This window comes from Paraburkholderia sp. SARCC-3016 (assembly GCF_031119615.1).
Classification (GTDB): domain Bacteria; phylum Pseudomonadota; class Gammaproteobacteria; order Burkholderiales; family Burkholderiaceae; genus Paraburkholderia.
Map to the genome: position 1 here is coordinate 34,978 of NZ_JAVHZD010000031.1, position 15,807 is coordinate 50,784.

Here is a 15,807-nt window from a genome sequence, read left to right on the forward strand (position 1 = left end):
TGATCGGCTTCGCGGCAAAGCCGGCACGCCCGCGGCCGGTTCGCCGCCGCAGGCCCCCACGCACTGATGCGAAGGATAACGCTTTCTGAATCGAAATGATCCTGCCGGGAGGCCGGCTGGCAGCCAGGGCTTACCCGCCGCGACGTCCGCGCGGCATGGGCGCGATATTTACCTGGCACTCACGCGGTGAGTTGAAGCAGGATGTCGTCGCCATCCATCGACGCGCGAATGCCGCGCAGGTCGTGCACGCGAACGGTCTCGCCGAGCCCCGCCGCGGCCGAGGCAAAGCCGACGGCCACCACTTTCGCGCCCGCCGCGACGCCGGCCTCGATACCGGCCGGCGCATCTTCGAACACCACCCCATGGCGCGCGTCGAATTCCATGCGCCGCGCTGCGAGTTCGAACCCGTCCGGCGCAGGCTTGCCGCGCACCACGTCTTCGGCGCTGATCAGCAGTTGCGGCGCGGGCAAGCCGGCCGCCGCGAGACGTCTTTGCGCAAGCGCACGGTCCGCCGACGTCACGACGGCCCAGCGATGGGGCAGCAACGCGCGCAGCAGGTCGCCCGCGCCCGGAATCTCGACGATGCCCTCGGTGTCTTCGTACTCGCGCTGCATCAGCGCGACCGCGTCCGCTTCGACATCGGTACCGGCGGGCGCGAGCGCCCACAGCGTGTCGATCGTGCGCCGCCCTTGCGCCTCGCGGATCACGAGCGAAGGATCGAGCCCGTAGCGGTTGGCCCACTCCGTGTACGCGCGGTGCATCGGCGCACGCGAATCGAGCAGGGTGCCGTCCATATCGAACAGCACACATTTACAGCGCAGAGAGTCCAGTTGTCGATGCATTGAGTCGTGTCTTCGTCAATATTCGCGCGCCTTCGCCCGGCCATGCAGGGTGGGCGACATCAGCTCGCAATCAGCAATTCGATGCCGGCGTTGTCGGCGGCAACGCGTGCGGCCTGCGGCAACTCGTTGTCGCACACCCAGGCCGATACGCGCTCGAACGGCACGATCGAGACGAAACCGCGTTGCCCCCACTTCGTGCTGTCCGCGATCGCGCATACGTCGCGGCTGCGTTCGATCGCCGCGTGCTTGAGCTGCGTTTCGAGCTGGTTGGCATTGGTCCATCCGGCTTCGAGGTCGATGCCGCGCGCGCCCATGAAAAACAGGTCGAAATGCAGTTGCCCGACCTGCGCCAGCGCCACCGGCCCGACGGTAGCGAGCCCGTTGCGGTACAGCTCGCCGCCGATCAGATGCACATCGTACGCGGGATGGCCGGCCAGTTCCATCGCCAGATTGATGCCATGCGTGACGATCGACAGCTGGTTCACATCGGGCAGCCCTTCGCGAATGCGGCGCGCAAGTTCCATGGCCGTCGTGCCGGAGTCGAGGTAGACCACCATGCCGTTGCGGATCAGCGCCGCGGCCTGCTGGCCGATGCGCTGCTTCTGCGTTTGCCCTTCGCGCGCGCGCAGCGGGTAGTCGATTTCGGAATCGACGAGCACCGCGCCGCCGTGCACGCGCCGCAGCCGGCCTTGCTCTTCGAGGACCTGCAGGTCGCGCCGCACGGTCATCGGCGACAACGAGAACTGCTGTGCGAGGTCGGTCACCCGGCACTGACCGCCTTTGGCCAGCGCGTCGAGAATCAGCTCGCGACGGTGATCGGCCAGTACGCTATCCGTTGTGGTTTTCTCAGGCGTGGGCATCGAATCCGGGTCCGAAATGCGGCCACGAAAACGCATGCCGCGCGGGTTATCTACGAGCTATTTTAATCCGTCGACCACGTCGGGCGCTTCCGCCTGCCCCGCCTGCCCGTAATAGGCGCCGGCGCCGTGCTTGCGCAGATAGTGTTTGCGGATCAGCGTCTGCTTGATCGGCGGCGCGACCGGGTTGATCGTGCGGGTCAGATAAGCCATCTGTGCAATCTCTTCGAGCACGCGGCTGTTATATACCGCCTTTTGCGCCGACTTGCCCCACGTGAAGGGCCCGTGGCATGCCACGATGATCATTTCGACTTCATGCGGATCGAGCCCGCGCAGCCGCTCGACGATCTGATGGCCGGTTTCGACCTCGTAGTCGCGCTCGATCGCGGCGTCGTCCATCGGTTCCGTCACAGGAATCGGCTCGGTCAGATGATCGGCATGCGTCGTGCCGAATACGGGAATTTCGCGGCACGCTTGCGCCCAGGCAACCGCATACATCGAATGCGAATGGCAGATGCCGCCGATGCCGTCGAACGCGCGATACAGCACCGCATGCGTTTTCGTATCCGACGAGGGGCGGCCGCCCGCTTCCACGATTTCCCCATCGAGATCGACGACCACCATCGAGTCGGCCGTCAACACCTCATAAGGCACGCCGCTCGGCTTGATCGCGAACACGCCGCGCGCCGCATCGAACGCGCTCACATTGCCGAATGTGTAGATGGCGAGCCCCTGCTTCGGAATCTCGAGGTTCGCCTCGTAGGCCTCGCGTTTCAGTTCAGTGAACATGATGTGTCTTCTGTTTCCGATACGTGATGCCGCATCTCGCGTCCGGCCTGCTCGACGAGCGCGCCGTACGAGCGGTACCTGCGATACAGCTGTTCATAGACGACGCTCGACTTCGCATCGGGCCGGTAGACGTGCTCGAAGCCCGCACCCATCGCGCGTTGCGCCTGTTGCGCGGTGCCGTGAATGCCGGCGGCAACGGCCGCGAACATCGCCGCGCCGAGCGCCACGGCCTGGTCGGCCGCGGTCACGCGAATTTCCTTGCCGAACACGTCGGCGGCGATCTGCATATTGAGCGGCGATTTTCGGGCGACGCCGCCCACGGCGATCACGTCGTCGATGCGGACGCCTTCCTCCTGAAACCGCTCGATGATGGCGCGCGCGCCGAATGCGGTGGCTTCGATCAGCGCGCGATAGACCTTCGGCGCATCGCTGCCGAGCGACAGGCCGAACAGCGCGCCGCGCAAGCTCTGATCGGCATAGGGCGTGCGCCGCCCGTTGAGCCAATCGACCGCGACGATGCCCGTGAGCAGCGGATCTTCACTCGCGGCCGCCCGTTCGAGCGCGGGCAGAATGCGCGAGGCGAGTTCGTCGCGCTGCTGCTGCGTCATATCGGCTTCGGCAAGCAGGCCGAGCGGCCATGAAAGCAGCCGGCGAAACCACGCGTAGACGTCGCCGAAAGCCGATTGCCCCGCCTCGAGTCCGGTCATGCCGCGAATCACCGAACCGTCGACCTGTCCGCAAATGCCGCTTACGACGCGATCGCCGACCTCCTCGGTCGGCACGACGACGACATCGCACGTCGAGGTGCCCATCACCTTGACGAGCGTATGCGACTGCGCGCCGGCGCCGACCGCGCCCATATGCGCATCGAACGCGCCGACTCCGACGATCACGTCGGTCGCAAGCCCGAGCGTCTGCGCCCATTCGCCCGTCAAACGGCCGGCGGCAACGTCCGCCGTGTACGTGTCGCGATAGAGCCGCTCGCGCATACCCGACAGCAGCGGATCGAGACGCGACAGGAATGCGTCGCTCGGCAGACCGTCGAACGCCTCGTGCCACATCGCCTTATGCCCTGCCGCGCAGCGGCTGCGCCGCAGTTGCGCGGGCGCCGTCGTTCCGGTGAGCAGCGCCGGCATCCAGTCGCAATGCTCGACCCAGCTGTATGTCTGCGCGTGCACGTCCGCGTCGACTCGAAACACGTGCAGCATATTGGCCCAGAACCATTCGGCCGAATACACGCCGCCCACGTAGCGCGTGAAGTCCTCGCCTTCCCAGCCGTGCGCCAGCGCGTTGATTTCGTCCGCCTCGCGCACGGCCGAATGGTCCTTCCACAGCACGAACATCGCGTTCGGATTGTCGCGAAAGCGCCCGGTCAGCGACAGCGGCATGCCGTCGCGATCGACCGCGACAGAAGTGGAGCCTGTCGTCGCGATCGAGAGCCCTTTCACGCGCTGCCGCACCGCCTCGCCTGCCGCGTCGAGCGACGCGCGAACCGCTTGCGTGAGCGCCTCGATATAGTCGAGCGGATGCTGCCGGTAGATGCCGCGATCGGGGTCGCAGTAACGGCCCTCGTTCCATCGACGGTAGAACGCAACGGCACTGCCCTGCTGTTCCCCGGTGCCGGCGTCGACCACGACGCTCCGGCATGAATCGGTTCCGAAGTCGATGCCGATCACAAAGGTGGATTCGTCCCGGTTCGCCATGTCAGTTTGCCGCTCCCTTTTGGCGCCATTTATCGAGAATCACGGCGAGGACGATCACGACGCCTTTGGCGACGTACTGCCAGAAAGAAGACAAGCCGAGAATGGTGAGCCCGTTGTTCATCACGCCGATAATCAGCGCGCCGACGACCGTTCCCCAGATCGTGCCCACACCGCCCATCAGGCTCGTGCCGCCAAGCACGACCGCCGCGATCGCATCGAGCTCGTAGCCGCTGCCCCAGTTGCCGCTTGCCGCATAAAGCTTGCTCGCCGACATCGCGCCGGCCAGTCCCGAAAAAAGCCCGCTGATCGAATAGACGAACAGCAGCACGCCGCGCACGCGGATACCGGTGAGCCGCGCCGCTTGCGGACTGCCGCCGACCGAATAGATATGAATGCCGAGCACGGTCTTTCTGAGGATGACCCACGAAACCAGCACCACGACCACGGCGATCCAGATCAGCCACGGCACATGCAGGAAATCGTCGTTGCCGATCCATTCGAAGCTCGGAATCGAGTTGTTGAGCACCGTGGTGCCGTTCGACAGCAGATATGCGGCACCGCGAAACGCGGTCATCGTGCCGAGCGTGACGACGAACGGATTGATGTCGAGAAATGCGACCATCACGCCGTTCACCGCGCCCATCACGAGCCCTGACGCAATGAACGCCGGAATCGACCATGCGGCAAGGCCGCCCATCAGCGACAGCTGCATGCCGAGCACGGCCGACACCGCGAGAATCGAACCCACCGACAGATCGATGCCCGCCGTCAGCACGACGAAGGTCATGCCGGCCGCCAGCACGAGATTGATCGCAACCTGCCGCAGCACGTTCATCGTGTTGGCGGCAGTGGCGAAATTCGATGTGCCGTCGGCGCTGAAATGCACCGTGAGGAAATAGAACACGACATACAGCACGACCAGCACCGGCAACATGCCCATGCGATGCAGCAGCGCGCGCGCCGACAAAGCGGCGTGCTTGCCCGATCCGTTCGTATCGACGCCCATTGGCGGGCCGGCCCGCGTTTCAGTTGTCTCAGCCATGGTGAATGTCGTCTCCCACACTTGCATGATGTGACGCCGCGACAGCATCGGTATCGGTCGCAAGGCGCATGATGTTTTCCTGCGTGATCGCGTCGCCGGTAAGCTCGCCGGTAATCGCCCCTTCGCGCATGACGAGCACGCGATCGCAGATGCCGACCACTTCAGGCAGCTCGCTCGAAATAACGATCACGCCGACGCCCGATTCGGCGAGTGCATGAACGATTTGATAGATCTCGCTCTTTGCGCCGATGTCGACGCCGCGCGTCGGTTCGTCGAGAATCAGCACCTTCGGGCCGATCTCGAGCCAGCGCGCGAGCAGCACCTTCTGCTGATTGCCGCCCGACAGACGGCCGACCGGCAGTTCGAGATGCGACGCCTTGACGTTGAGCCGCGCGACCGCGCCTTTCGCGCGCTTGCGCAAGGCTTTGTGGTCGACAAGGCCGAAGCGCGCGTGGCGGCTCGCGACATTGAGAATCGCGTTCTCGCGCACGCCGAGCTGCAGGAACAGCCCCAGCGATTTGCGGTCTTCCGGCACATAGGCAATGCCGGCGTTCATCGCGGCGCGCGGATCGCGTATGTCGACCGGTTTGCCGTTCAGCCGTATCGAACCGGACGTCTTTGCGTCCGCGCCGAAAATCAGACGCACGAGTTCGGTGCGGCCGGCGCCGACGAGGCCCGCGAGACCCAGCACTTCGCCGCGATGGACCGTGAATGTGGCCGGCTGAATTCCGTCGCCGCCGACGTCTTCGACTCGCAATACGGGTTCAGGCGCGGCATCGCGATCCGTATTCGCATGCCGCTCGTGCCGGTAGAAGTCGTCGAGCGGCCGGCCCACCATCATCTGCACGAGCTTTGTCGAGTCGAGCGCGTCGCGCGCGAGTTCGCCGACGTATTTGCCGTCGCGCAGCACCGTGACGCGGTCCGCGAGCGCATAGACCTCGGCCATGCGGTGGCTGATGTAGATAACGGCCATGCCTTCGTCGCGAAGCCGGCGCACGACGGAAAACAGATGCTCGGCTTCGCGGTCCGACAAGGCGGCCGTGGGCTCGTCCATGATCAGTACGCGGCCGTGATGAATCAGCGCCCGCGCGATTTCGACCTGCTGCTGTTCGGCGATCGACAGCGCACCCGCACGATCCGACGCACGAAACTTCGCGCCGAGCTGCCGCAGCACTTCGTCGGTACGGCGCAGCATCGATGCACGGTCGGTGAAGCCAAGCCGCGAACGCGGCTCGCTGCCCATAAAGACGTTCTCCGCCACCGACATATGCGGCGCGACCGCGAGCTCCTGATAGATGAGGCTCACGCCCAACGCGCGGCTCGCGGCCGGGTTCGCAAGGCGCACGGTGTTGCCGTCGATGCGGATCTCGCCCGCATCGGGCTGGTAGACGCCGGAAAGAATCTTCATCAGCGTGCTTTTGCCGGCGCCGTTCTCGCCCATCAACGCGTGAATCTCGCCAGCATGGACGGTCAGCTTCACGCCCGCCAGCGCACGCGTCGCGCCGAACGACTTGTCGACGCCGGTCATTTGCAAAACTGGATTGGTCATCGTCGTCCTCGAAACGCGGACGGCGAGCGCGCAGTGTCGAAACGGGCCGCTCGCCGTCGCCGGATTACGGCTGAGGCCGCCTAGTCGCGAATCCAGCCCTGATACGTAGCGACGTTTGCGCGCGTGATCGGCGGCGTGGGCAGCAGCTTGACCTTGTCCTTCGGAGGCTTGCCGTTCATCAGCGCATAGCCGACGTCGACCGCTTGCGCGGCCATGCCGTTCGGATCCTGCGCGGGCGAGACGACGAACAGCGACTGCGGGGTCTTGAGCGCCTGCACGCCATCGGGACCGCCGTCGACGCCGCCGATCAGCTTGATATCGGAACGCTTGGCCTGCTTGACGGCGAGTTCGGCGCCGATCGCGGTCGGATCGTTGACGCCGAACACCGCGTCGATCTTCGGATACGCGGCGAGCAGGTTCGACATCGACGTCAAACCGCCGTCGCGGCTGCCGCCCGCGTCCTGGTTGTCGGAAAGAATCTTGATGGACGGATACTTGGCCAGCGCGGCCTTGCAGCCCGTGACGCGATCGATGATCGACGAGACCGGCGGCCCGTTGACGATCACGAGATTGCCTTTGCCGTTCATCTGCTGCGCGATGTATTTGCACGACTCCTGCCCGGCCATCGTGTTGTCGGACATGACGGTCGCATCGGCGCCTTCGGCGCTCACGTCCACCGCGACGACCACGATGCCGGCCTTCTCGGCTTTCTTCACTTCGGGCCCGATGCCTTTCGAATCGGCCGCGCCGAGGATGATCAGGTCCACCTTGTTCGCGATGAAATTGTCGATCTGCCCGACCTGCGTATTCAGATCGTATTTGGCCGACACGACCGTCACCTGTGCATTCGGGTTGATCTTGTGCGCTTCGCGCGTTACGCTTTGCCCGACCGCGACGAAGTACGGGTTGGCCAGATCGCCGACCGTCACGCCGACCGAACGCAGCGGTTTGTCGCCGGCATGCGCCCCTGCCGCAAAGGCAAAGAGGGAGGTAGCGAGCAGACAGGCAAGACTCTTCTTCATCGGACGTCTCCTTTGATTGTGTAGTTGGGGTGCCCAAACGATGTTTGAACCGATGTTTGTGTTCGAATTAAGGCAAAAACGAACAAGATCAAACATAACAAAACTATATCAACCAAAATCGAACATGGAAATCGGTTTTCATGTCGCGATGCAGCATGCGAGCGCGCCGCTGGCGTCGCGGCGATGTGCCCGGTGAAGGGCCGATCGTGCGCGTGGATCACGGCCCGGCCGCCGCGCGTCCCGCTAAAGACAGTCCGTGGCGAATCGTTCGTTCTTCAAATATTTGGCCGCGCAGGCAAGACGATCAGCAGAAGTTTGCACAGACTGTTTTCCCCCTGATCGACGAGGAGACAGTCATGGCGAAGAAGTACACAGCGCGCTGCTCGTGCGGCGCCATCAGGTTCGAGTTCGATAGCGATCCGACATTTATCGCCGACTGCTATTGCAAGGACTGCCAGAAGTCGGGCGGCGGTGCGATGGCGACCTTCTTCGGCGTTCCGCAAGAGGACTTCACGTTGATTAGCGGCACGCCGAAGTCATTCCATTACGTTGCCGAATCGGGAAAGGGACTCGACCGCAATTTCTGTCCCGATTGCGGTGCGCGGCTCTTCAGCAGCAATCTGGAAACCTTTCCCGGCATGGTGTTCGTGGCGCTCGGCAGCCTTGACGAGCCTGAACGCGTTGAACCGAATGTCGAGATGTTCACGAAGCGCCGCTTCGACTGGATGACGCATCCCGACTTGCCGCAATTCGCCGGCATGCCGCACTGATCGATGCGTATGCGCGCCGGCTCATCGCTTGCCGGGCTCGAGATCGATCACGTAATCCGCCCGGTCTCGCGTGGCGTCGATCAGGCGCGCATTGGCTTCGTCGCTGCGTTCGACCCATTCCTTTGCGGCCTCGGCGGACCGGCCGAACTGCATGTGCCGCGCGATCAGCCGCTCGCGACGCAGATCGCCGTCGATGTCGACGAACCAGATTTCGTCGATCAGTTCGCGCACATGCCGCCAATGGCCGCGATCGAGCAGCAGATAGTTGCCCTCGGTAATGACGACGGGGGTGTCCGGCAACACCGGAATCGCGTTGGCAATCGGCTCCTCGATCTCGCGCCGGAACATCGGCGCGTAGACGATTTCATCTTTGGACTGCGCGCGCAAGCGACGCAGTAGCGCCACATAGCCTGCGCTGTCGAAGGTATCTTCGGCGCCCTTGCGATCCGCGCGGCCCAGTTGCGCAAGCACGCTATTCGCGAGGTGATAGCCGTCCATCGGCACGACGACGGCATCGCTGCCCAGATGTTGCACAAGCCTCTGCGCAAGCGTCGACTTGCCCGCGCCAGGCGCACCGGTCAGCCCGATGATCAGGCGCTCGCCGTTGGCCGTCTTTGCGCGGATTCTTGCCAGATGGGTGTCGATCGTCATCTCGCGGTCGCCTCGTGATATTTGCCAGGTCTTCTTTTTATCACGCCGACGCCGCAATGCCCGATTGCGCCGCTTGAAACACGGCCTAAAAACCGGCGTTAAAACCCGCCCGGCAAGCCCACCTTCAGCAGGCCACCCGAACTCTCTGTACCATTAAGGGATGAAGACCCCTGTTCCTCTGCACACATAGCATCCCTCACCGCGCCCGACCGACCGCCCAAGCAGCGGTCGCGCCGCCTTTTACTCCCACGAGAACGGAGAAATATGGATACCGCAACTTACACCGATACCCTTTTGCTTATCGACGGCGAATGGTGCGCCAGCTCAAGCGGCAAAACCATCGACGTCGTCAATCCCGCGACCGGCAATGTGATCGGCAAGGTCGCACACGCCGGCGTCGCCGACCTCGAGCGTGCGGTCGCAGCGGCGCGGCGCGGCTTCGACACCTGGCGCAAGATTCCGGCGTTCGATCGCGCGGCGATGATGCGCAAGGCCGCCGCGTTGCTGCGCGAACGCGCCGATTCGATTGCCCGGCTGATGACGCAGGAACAGGGCAAGCCGTTTGCCGAAGCGCGCATCGAAGTCATGTCGGGCGCCGACATCATCGACTGGTTCGCCGACGAAGGCCGCCGCGTATATGGCCGCATCGTGCCGCCGCGCAATCCCGCCGCACAGCAAACGGTCATCAAGGAACCGGTCGGACCGGTCGCGGCCTTTACGCCGTGGAACTTCCCGGTCAACCAGGTCGTGCGGAAACTGTCGGCGGCGCTGACCACCGGTTGCTCTTTCATCGTGAAAGCGCCGGAAGAAACGCCCGCATCGCCGGCACAGCTGCTGCGCGCGTTTGTCGATGCCGGCGTGCCGGCCGGCGTGGTCGGCCTCGTATACGGCGACCCGGCCGAGATTTCGCGCTTCCTGATCTCGCATCCGGTTATCCGTAAGGTCACCTTCACGGGTTCGACTGCGGTCGGCAAGCAACTGGCGGCACTCGCCGGCCAGCATATGAAGCGCGCGACGATGGAACTCGGCGGCCATGCACCGGTGATCGTCGCGGAAGACGCCGATATCGAACTCGCCGTGCGCGCGTCGGGCGGCGCCAAATTCCGCAACGCGGGCCAGGTGTGCATCTCGCCGACGCGCTTCCTCGTGCACAACAGCGTGCGCGAAGAGTTCGCGCGTGCGCTCGTCAAGCACGCGGAAGGGCTGAAGCTCGGCGACGGTCTCGCCGAAGGCACGACGCTCGGACCGCTCGCGAATCCGCGCCGTTTGACTGCGATGACAAACATCGTCGCCAACGCGCGCGCGAAAGGCGCGACCGTGGCGACGGGCGGCGAGCGTTTCTCGGATGCGGGCAACTTCTTCCGCCCGACCGTGCTGACCGATGTGCCGCTCGACGCCGACGTGTTCAACGAAGAGCCGTTCGGTCCGATCGCGGCGATTCGCGGCTTCGATTCGCTCGAGGACGCGATCGCGGAAGCCAACCGCCTACCTTACGGTCTGGCGGGTTACGCATTCACGCGTTCGTTCCGCAATGTGCATCTGCTGTCGAATTCGGTCGAAGTCGGCATGCTGTGGATCAATCAGCCCGCCACGCCGTGGCCGGAAATGCCGTTTGGCGGCGTCAAGGATTCGGGCTACGGTTCGGAAGGCGGCCCGGAAGCGCTCGAACCGTACCTCGTGACAAAGTCGGTGACCGTGATGTCGGCGTAAGGCGGGATAGCCGGCGCGCGCCAATGCGCGTCGGCATATCGGCGCTTGGCGCGGCACGCAGACCGGGGCACCCCCCCGGTCTTTTTTTTTGCCCGCGCAATTTTCAGCGGCGCCAGCCGTTCTGGTCAGGGAATCGCCTGCATCGGACATTTGACCGATACCGGCAAAGCCCGCGCGGCGCCATGCTGTGGTCCACGGGCTCGATGCAAATACGCGCATCCCGATGCCTGCCGATCCACTCTCTACCCGTCTGAAAAAGGAACAACGATGAAACGAATGAGCGTCGCGCTTGCCGCCCTCCTGTTCTCCAGCGTAACGGCCATCGCCGCCCCGCCTGCCGCCCCTTCGCGCATTCGCGGCACCATCTCGTCGGTCGAGGCCGGCAAGATCGTCGTGCATACGACGGCAGGAGACGATCTGCCGATCGCGCTCACCGCCGACACGAAATACCTGGGCGTGGTCAATTCGAGTCTCGACAAGATCGAGCAAGGCAGCTACATCGGTACGGCGACCAAAAGCGTCGGCCCGTCCCAGGTCGCGCTCGAAGTCGTCGTCTTTCCGCCCGCGATGAAGGGTGTCGGCGAAGGTCACTATGCATGGGACAAGCTGCCCGATACGACGCTCGCCGGCAGTCATTCGACCACGTCGAGTGCCATGACGAACGGCAATGTCGCATCGGTCTCCACGCCTTCCGGCGCGACGGTGAACAGCGCGATGACGAACGGCAACGTCAGCGCGTCGTCCGCGCAGAACGGCGTAAAGAAGCTGACTGTTTCCTACAAGGGCGGCGAGCAAAGCATCCTCGTGCCGCCGACCGCACCGATCGTCACGTTTCGTCCCGGCACGACGGCAGACCTGACGCAAGGCGCATCGGTATTCGTGCAGGCGGTGACGAATGGCGGCCAGGCGACGGCCGGTCTCGTCGCTGTCGGCATCGGCGGCGTGAAGCCCCCGATGTAAACCGCAACCCGGTGCCCCACCGGGTGTTCCGTCACGCCAACTTCATTCTGAGGAGACGCCGATGCGCCATGCTCATGGGTCGTCGCGACCCGCTCATCCGGTTCCGATCCGCGTGATGCACTGGATCGGCGTCTACGCAATGGGATGCATGATTTTCAGCGGCTGGGAAATCTACAACGCATCGCCCGATCTGCCGTTCGTCTTTCCGGCCTGGACGGGTCTCGGCGGCTGGCTCGGCGGCGCCCTTGCATGGCATCTGAGCGCGATGTGGCTGCTGTGCGCCGATGGGCTCGCGTATCTGCTTTACGGCTTCGTATCCGGCCATTTCCGCGACGATCTGCGGCCGCCTTCGATCGGCGCGTTCGCACGCGATCTCATCGCGGCGCTGCGTCTGCGGCTTGCGCACCGGCTCGGGCATTACAACGCGGTGCAACGCGGCCTCTATGTGGGCGTGATCGTCGCCGTCGTGTTGCAGGTAGCGACCGGACTCGCGATCTGGAAGCCGGTGCAGTTCGGCTGGCTTGCGTACGTATTCGGCGGCTATCCGCTCGCGCGTCATATCCATCTCGCGATCATGTTCGGGATTGTCGCGTTCGCGGTCGTTCACGTCACGCTCGTCGCGATCCACCCGCGGACATTGAAATCGATGATCCTCGCCGAGCCTCGCGAAACGGAGGAACAGCGATGAAAGACCAACGCAATCACGTTGCGGTGAATGCCGACGAAATCAGAACGGAGCTGGCCCGTGCCAGCCGGCGAGGCTTTTTGCGTCGGACGCTTTCGCTGGGCGGCCTCGCGCTGTTGAGCGGCTGCGACCTCTCGACTCATTCCGGCGTCGACGCGGCACTCGAATCCGTGCTTCGCTTCGACGATCGGGTTCAGGCGGCGCTGTTCAGCCGCGACCGGCTCGTGCAAACGTATCCGGCTAGCGCGATCACACGGCCGTTCCGCTTCAACGCGTATTACCCGGAGTGGCAGGTGCGGGAAGTACCGGACGGCTGGCTGCTCAAGGTCGCGGGACGCGTCGCCGAGAAGCGGCCGTGGACACTCGCGGCGCTGATGGCGCTGCCGCAGGAGAGCCAGATTACGCGGCATATCTGCATTGAAGGCTGGAGCCAGATCGGGCAATGGAGCGGCGTGCCGCTGCATGTGTTTCTCCGTCACGTCGGCGCCGATCTGAGCGCGCGCTATGTCGCGTTCACCTGCTTCGACGGGTATTCCACCAGTATCGACATGGCAAGCGCGCTTCATCCGCAGACCCTGCTCGCACTCGATTTCGACTCGCAAGCGCTCGAGCCTCAATGGGGCGCGCCGGTGCGATTGCGCATTCCGACGAAGCTTGGATTCAAGAGCGCGAAGCATATCGAGGCCATCGAGGTGACCAACTCGTTCCCGGGCGGGTACTGGGAGAAGCAGGGATACGACTGGTTCGCGGGAGTCTGAACCGCATGACACCGTTTGCGATGCGCGACGCCGGAGCAGGGGTTGGTACTCGATTGCAACGTTGCCGCTGGCGACCGGCCAGTCACGACGGCGCTGTCGACCTCGAACTGTCGAAGCGCCATTGCCGGTCAAACGAAACGTAATTCAACGCACTCCCCCTTGGCGAGGCGCCTCGAGCAACGGCAGCGCCGCGTCTCGCAACGCCGGAACCCTCGCGCGCACGTGCGCGAAAAAGCGCGTACGAAACAGCGCCGCCGAGAAACGCTCGGCATTTGCCCGGCAATCGATCGGCGAGAAACGACGCGGATTCGCCGCAAAGTCTTCGACCGCCGCGACGATCGCTTCCGCCGTCTGCTCGCCGAACACCATGCCGGTCGGGTGCGCGTCGGACAGACCCCGCACCGTTTCGAGCACACCGCCCTTGCCGAACGCGATCACCGGCGTGCCGCATGCCTGCGCTTCGACGACCGCGGTGCCGAAGTCTTCCTGGGCGGCAAACACGAATGCCTTGGCGCGCCGCATCCAGTCGCGCAGCACCGCGAACGGCTGAGCGCCCATCACCTCGACATTCGGCGCCGACATCGCACTCAACTTGTGCATCTCCGGGCCGTCGCCGATCACGACGAGCCGCCGTTCGGGCATCCGCGCGAACGCTTCGACAATCAGGTCGATCCTCCGGTCGGGCACAAGCTGCGCCGCGGTCAGATAGAAATCCTCTTTCTGCACATGCAATGGGAAGCCTTCGACATCCACCGGCGGAAAGATCACTGCCGCGTCACGCTGATAGACCTTCCAGATCCGGCGTGCACTCGTCGTCGAATTGGCAATGAACGAGTCTACCGTGTTGACGGGCGGGACGTCCCAGGTTCGCAGATAGTGCAGGAGAAGCCGCGTGAATACGGATTTGAGTCCGCTCGTCCGCTTCGGCTGGTTCAGGTACTGGTGCTGCAGGTCCCACGCATAGCGGATCGGCGAATGCACATAGCTGATATGCACCTGGTCTGGGCCGGTCAGCACGCCCTTCGCGACCGCAACGCTGTTCGAGATCACGACGTCGTACGCGGACAGATCGAACTGCTCGATGGCAAACGGCATCAGCGGCAGATACGCGCGGTACTTTGCGCGCGCCCGCGGCAGCTTCTGGATGAAGGTGGTCCTGACCGGCTTGCCGCGCAGAAATGAGCGGTCTTCCAGAAAGTCGACTAGCGCGAACAGGTCGGCGTCTGGAAAGCACGCGATGATCTGCTCGAGGACGTGTTCGGCGCCCGCATAGGTCACAAGCCAGTCATGAACGATCGCGATGCGCACGGGACCGGTTGCGCGATTGGCTGCGCCCGTACTGCGCCCCGGCGACACGCGCCCGGCGGGCGTCTCGATGTCCCCGTTGCTCATGCGCTCTTCTCCGAATGGGGTTTCGCCGGTCGGCTTCTCACCCGACATGCTGCCGGCGGCCGTGCCGCCGCCATGGCCGGCTCGGCCGGCCGACGCGGCGTCGCTCAATCTAAAGTACGGCAGTGGTTTGGGGAAGTTAAATTATTAGCTTTTTTCCGCCAGCTTTATCCGCCAGGACCGTCTTTTGTCCGCGATTGCATACCATGCCGAAATGCGCCACAGCAGCACATTTATCACGAATTTATTGAATAAATCATGTCGTTGCGTAGCCAACCATGCACTCGAATTCCAGGATTTTTGCAACAACCCGAGACCAGGACGTAGCAAGGCTTTACGACATTTTTATAACGACAAAACGCAAAATTTGTTCGACCATTGAATGCAGCATGCATCCAAATAACCCGAATAATTTTCCAAATGTGAACCGAATGTGAACTGACGACGGTCGGGGCATTCGTTCGGAATTAATTTTGCAATTTCGCTGTCCCGTTGCGTGTGCAATCATTTGTTCTCGATATACTGCACGTGCCTTGGAGCCTGCGCGGTGCGCAAGTGCGTCAGGAGTTGCGGCGGCATCCGTCGATCACCGCATCGCCTGCGACCCGAGGCGCGTTTGACGCGAATGAGGAGAGACATGGCACAGCAGCACTACGCGGGCGGTTGCGACTGTGGCGCCGTGCGCTTCACCATCGATCTCGACCTGGACCACACGATCTCGTGCAACTGCTCGAACTGCAGGAAGCGCGGTCTGATCTTCTGGTTCGCGGCGCCGGAGCGTTTCCGGGTGACCGCCGGCGGCAACACGCAGGAATACGGTTTCAACAGGCGCGCGAGCAGACACCAGGTCTGTTCGGTCTGCGGCGTCGAGACGTTCTTTTATAGCGAGATGCCGGATGGTACAGAGATGGTCGCGGTCAACGCGCGCTGCATGGACAACATCAATCCCGCACGGTTGAAGCCCGTGGCCGACGGCTCGAACCGGAGCCAGCCGAAGGCGCTTCAACCGTCAGACGGGGCACAGGAGCAACTCAGCCCGATATGAAGCAGTAAGCAGCACATGCAGCACGATGTACAAAA

General features: G+C 63.7%; 14 protein-coding genes and 1 pseudogene. 6 read left to right on the top strand and 9 right to left on the bottom strand.

The window, feature by feature from the left end; all coding sequences use genetic code 11:
* Positions 1-179: 179 nt before the first annotated feature.
* From QYH69_RS27155 to QYH69_RS27185, 7 genes are all read right to left on the bottom strand, one after another.
* Positions 180-842 carry an HAD-IA family hydrolase gene (locus tag QYH69_RS27155; protein WP_308834809.1) on the bottom strand — a complete coding sequence of 221 codons (663 nt, stop codon included), beginning with the start codon at positions 840-842 and terminating at the stop codon, positions 180-182.
* Positions 843-901: 59 nt separating this feature from the next.
* Entirely contained in the window at positions 902-1,702 is an 801-nt protein-coding gene (locus QYH69_RS27160) for a DeoR/GlpR family DNA-binding transcription regulator (RefSeq protein ID WP_308834810.1), read from the bottom strand.
* Positions 1,703-1,759: 57 nt separating this feature from the next.
* Positions 1,760-2,488 (bottom strand): L-ribulose-5-phosphate 4-epimerase AraD, encoded by a 729-nt coding sequence (araD, locus tag QYH69_RS27165; protein ID WP_308834811.1) that lies wholly within the window; start codon positions 2,486-2,488, stop codon positions 1,760-1,762.
* On the bottom strand, positions 2,473-4,191 hold the full coding sequence (locus tag QYH69_RS27170; protein WP_308834812.1) for a ribulokinase: 1,719 nt from the start codon (positions 4,189-4,191) through the stop codon (positions 2,473-2,475). The genes araD and QYH69_RS27170 overlap by 16 nt, the downstream gene beginning before the upstream one ends.
* Before the next feature lies 1 nt (position 4,192).
* Entirely contained in the window at positions 4,193-5,233 is a 1,041-nt protein-coding gene (locus QYH69_RS27175) for a ribose ABC transporter permease (protein ID WP_308834813.1), read from the bottom strand.
* Positions 5,226-6,782: a sugar ABC transporter ATP-binding protein gene (locus QYH69_RS27180; protein WP_308834814.1), complete on the bottom strand. Its 1,557-nt coding sequence runs from the start codon at positions 6,780-6,782 to the stop codon at positions 5,226-5,228. Before QYH69_RS27180 ends, QYH69_RS27175 begins: the two co-directional genes overlap by 8 nt.
* 80 nt (positions 6,783-6,862) lie before the next feature.
* Positions 6,863-7,804, bottom strand: coding sequence for an ABC transporter substrate-binding protein (locus tag QYH69_RS27185; RefSeq protein ID WP_308834815.1), 942 nt, complete (start codon positions 7,802-7,804; stop codon positions 6,863-6,865).
* A gap of 356 nt (positions 7,805-8,160) precedes the next feature.
* Between QYH69_RS27185 and QYH69_RS27190 the strand changes: the two genes are divergently transcribed.
* Positions 8,161-8,574: a GFA family protein gene (locus QYH69_RS27190; RefSeq protein ID WP_308834816.1), complete on the top strand. Its 414-nt coding sequence runs from the start codon at positions 8,161-8,163 to the stop codon at positions 8,572-8,574.
* Positions 8,575-8,595: 21 nt separating this feature from the next.
* Here QYH69_RS27190 and QYH69_RS27195 read toward each other — a convergent pair whose 3' ends face one another.
* Positions 8,596-9,225 (bottom strand): nucleoside/nucleotide kinase family protein, encoded by a 630-nt coding sequence (locus QYH69_RS27195; protein ID WP_308834817.1) that lies wholly within the window; start codon positions 9,223-9,225, stop codon positions 8,596-8,598.
* A 264-nt stretch (positions 9,226-9,489) separates the two neighbouring features.
* Between QYH69_RS27195 and QYH69_RS27200 the strand changes: the two genes are divergently transcribed.
* The 4 genes from QYH69_RS27200 (at position 9,490) to QYH69_RS27215 (ending at position 13,338) form a co-directional block, all read left to right on the top strand.
* A complete protein-coding gene (locus tag QYH69_RS27200) occupies positions 9,490-10,935 on the top strand; it encodes an NAD-dependent succinate-semialdehyde dehydrogenase (RefSeq protein ID WP_308834818.1) in 1,446 nt (481 codons plus the stop codon).
* Between the two features lie 267 nt (positions 10,936-11,202).
* Positions 11,203-11,895: a hypothetical protein gene (locus QYH69_RS27205; protein WP_308834819.1), complete on the top strand. Its 693-nt coding sequence runs from the start codon at positions 11,203-11,205 to the stop codon at positions 11,893-11,895.
* 61 nt (positions 11,896-11,956) lie between these two features.
* Positions 11,957-12,583 carry a cytochrome b/b6 domain-containing protein gene (locus QYH69_RS27210; RefSeq protein WP_308834820.1) on the top strand — a complete coding sequence of 209 codons (627 nt, stop codon included), beginning with the start codon at positions 11,957-11,959 and terminating at the stop codon, positions 12,581-12,583.
* A complete protein-coding gene (locus QYH69_RS27215) occupies positions 12,580-13,338 on the top strand; it encodes a molybdopterin-dependent oxidoreductase (protein ID WP_308834821.1) in 759 nt (252 codons plus the stop codon). Before QYH69_RS27210 ends, QYH69_RS27215 begins: the two co-directional genes overlap by 4 nt.
* A gap of 180 nt (positions 13,339-13,518) precedes the next feature.
* On the opposite strand, the pseudogene QYH69_RS27220 reads toward QYH69_RS27215, so the two are convergent.
* Positions 13,519-14,646: pseudogene (locus tag QYH69_RS27220) on the bottom strand (glycosyltransferase family 4 protein); the annotation flags it as partial.
* A gap of 718 nt (positions 14,647-15,364) precedes the next feature.
* On the opposite strand from QYH69_RS27220, the gene QYH69_RS27225 reads away from it, so the two are divergent.
* Entirely contained in the window at positions 15,365-15,772 is a 408-nt protein-coding gene (locus QYH69_RS27225; protein WP_308834822.1) for a GFA family protein, read from the top strand.
* Positions 15,773-15,807: the final 35 nt, after the last annotated feature.

What these genes read in the sequence shown, in the direction of transcription:
- QYH69_RS27205 (WP_308834819.1), top strand. Translation starts at nt 11,203, where the DNA reads ATGAAACGAATGAGCGTCGCGCTTGCCGCCCTCCTGTTCTCCAGCGTA.
- QYH69_RS27175 (WP_308834813.1), bottom strand. Translation starts at nt 5,233, where the DNA reads ATGGCTGAGACAACTGAAACGCGGGCCGGCCCGCCAATGGGCGTCGAT.
- QYH69_RS27195 (WP_308834817.1), bottom strand. Translation starts at nt 9,225, where the DNA reads ATGACGATCGACACCCATCTGGCAAGAATCCGCGCAAAGACGGCCAAC.
- QYH69_RS27155 (WP_308834809.1), bottom strand. Translation starts at nt 842, where the DNA reads ATGCATCGACAACTGGACTCTCTGCGCTGTAAATGTGTGCTGTTCGAT.
- QYH69_RS27200 (WP_308834818.1), top strand. Translation starts at nt 9,490, where the DNA reads ATGGATACCGCAACTTACACCGATACCCTTTTGCTTATCGACGGCGAA.
- QYH69_RS27185 (WP_308834815.1), bottom strand. Translation starts at nt 7,804, where the DNA reads ATGAAGAAGAGTCTTGCCTGTCTGCTCGCTACCTCCCTCTTTGCCTTT.
- QYH69_RS27190 (WP_308834816.1), top strand. Translation starts at nt 8,161, where the DNA reads ATGGCGAAGAAGTACACAGCGCGCTGCTCGTGCGGCGCCATCAGGTTC.
- QYH69_RS27210 (WP_308834820.1), top strand. Translation starts at nt 11,957, where the DNA reads ATGCGCCATGCTCATGGGTCGTCGCGACCCGCTCATCCGGTTCCGATC.
- QYH69_RS27160 (WP_308834810.1), bottom strand. Translation starts at nt 1,702, where the DNA reads ATGCCCACGCCTGAGAAAACCACAACGGATAGCGTACTGGCCGATCAC.
- araD (WP_308834811.1), bottom strand. Translation starts at nt 2,488, where the DNA reads ATGTTCACTGAACTGAAACGCGAGGCCTACGAGGCGAACCTCGAGATT.
- QYH69_RS27225 (WP_308834822.1), top strand. Translation starts at nt 15,365, where the DNA reads ATGGCACAGCAGCACTACGCGGGCGGTTGCGACTGTGGCGCCGTGCGC.
- QYH69_RS27170 (WP_308834812.1), bottom strand. Translation starts at nt 4,191, where the DNA reads ATGGCGAACCGGGACGAATCCACCTTTGTGATCGGCATCGACTTCGGA.
- QYH69_RS27180 (WP_308834814.1), bottom strand. Translation starts at nt 6,782, where the DNA reads ATGACCAATCCAGTTTTGCAAATGACCGGCGTCGACAAGTCGTTCGGC.
- QYH69_RS27215 (WP_308834821.1), top strand. Translation starts at nt 12,580, where the DNA reads ATGAAAGACCAACGCAATCACGTTGCGGTGAATGCCGACGAAATCAGA.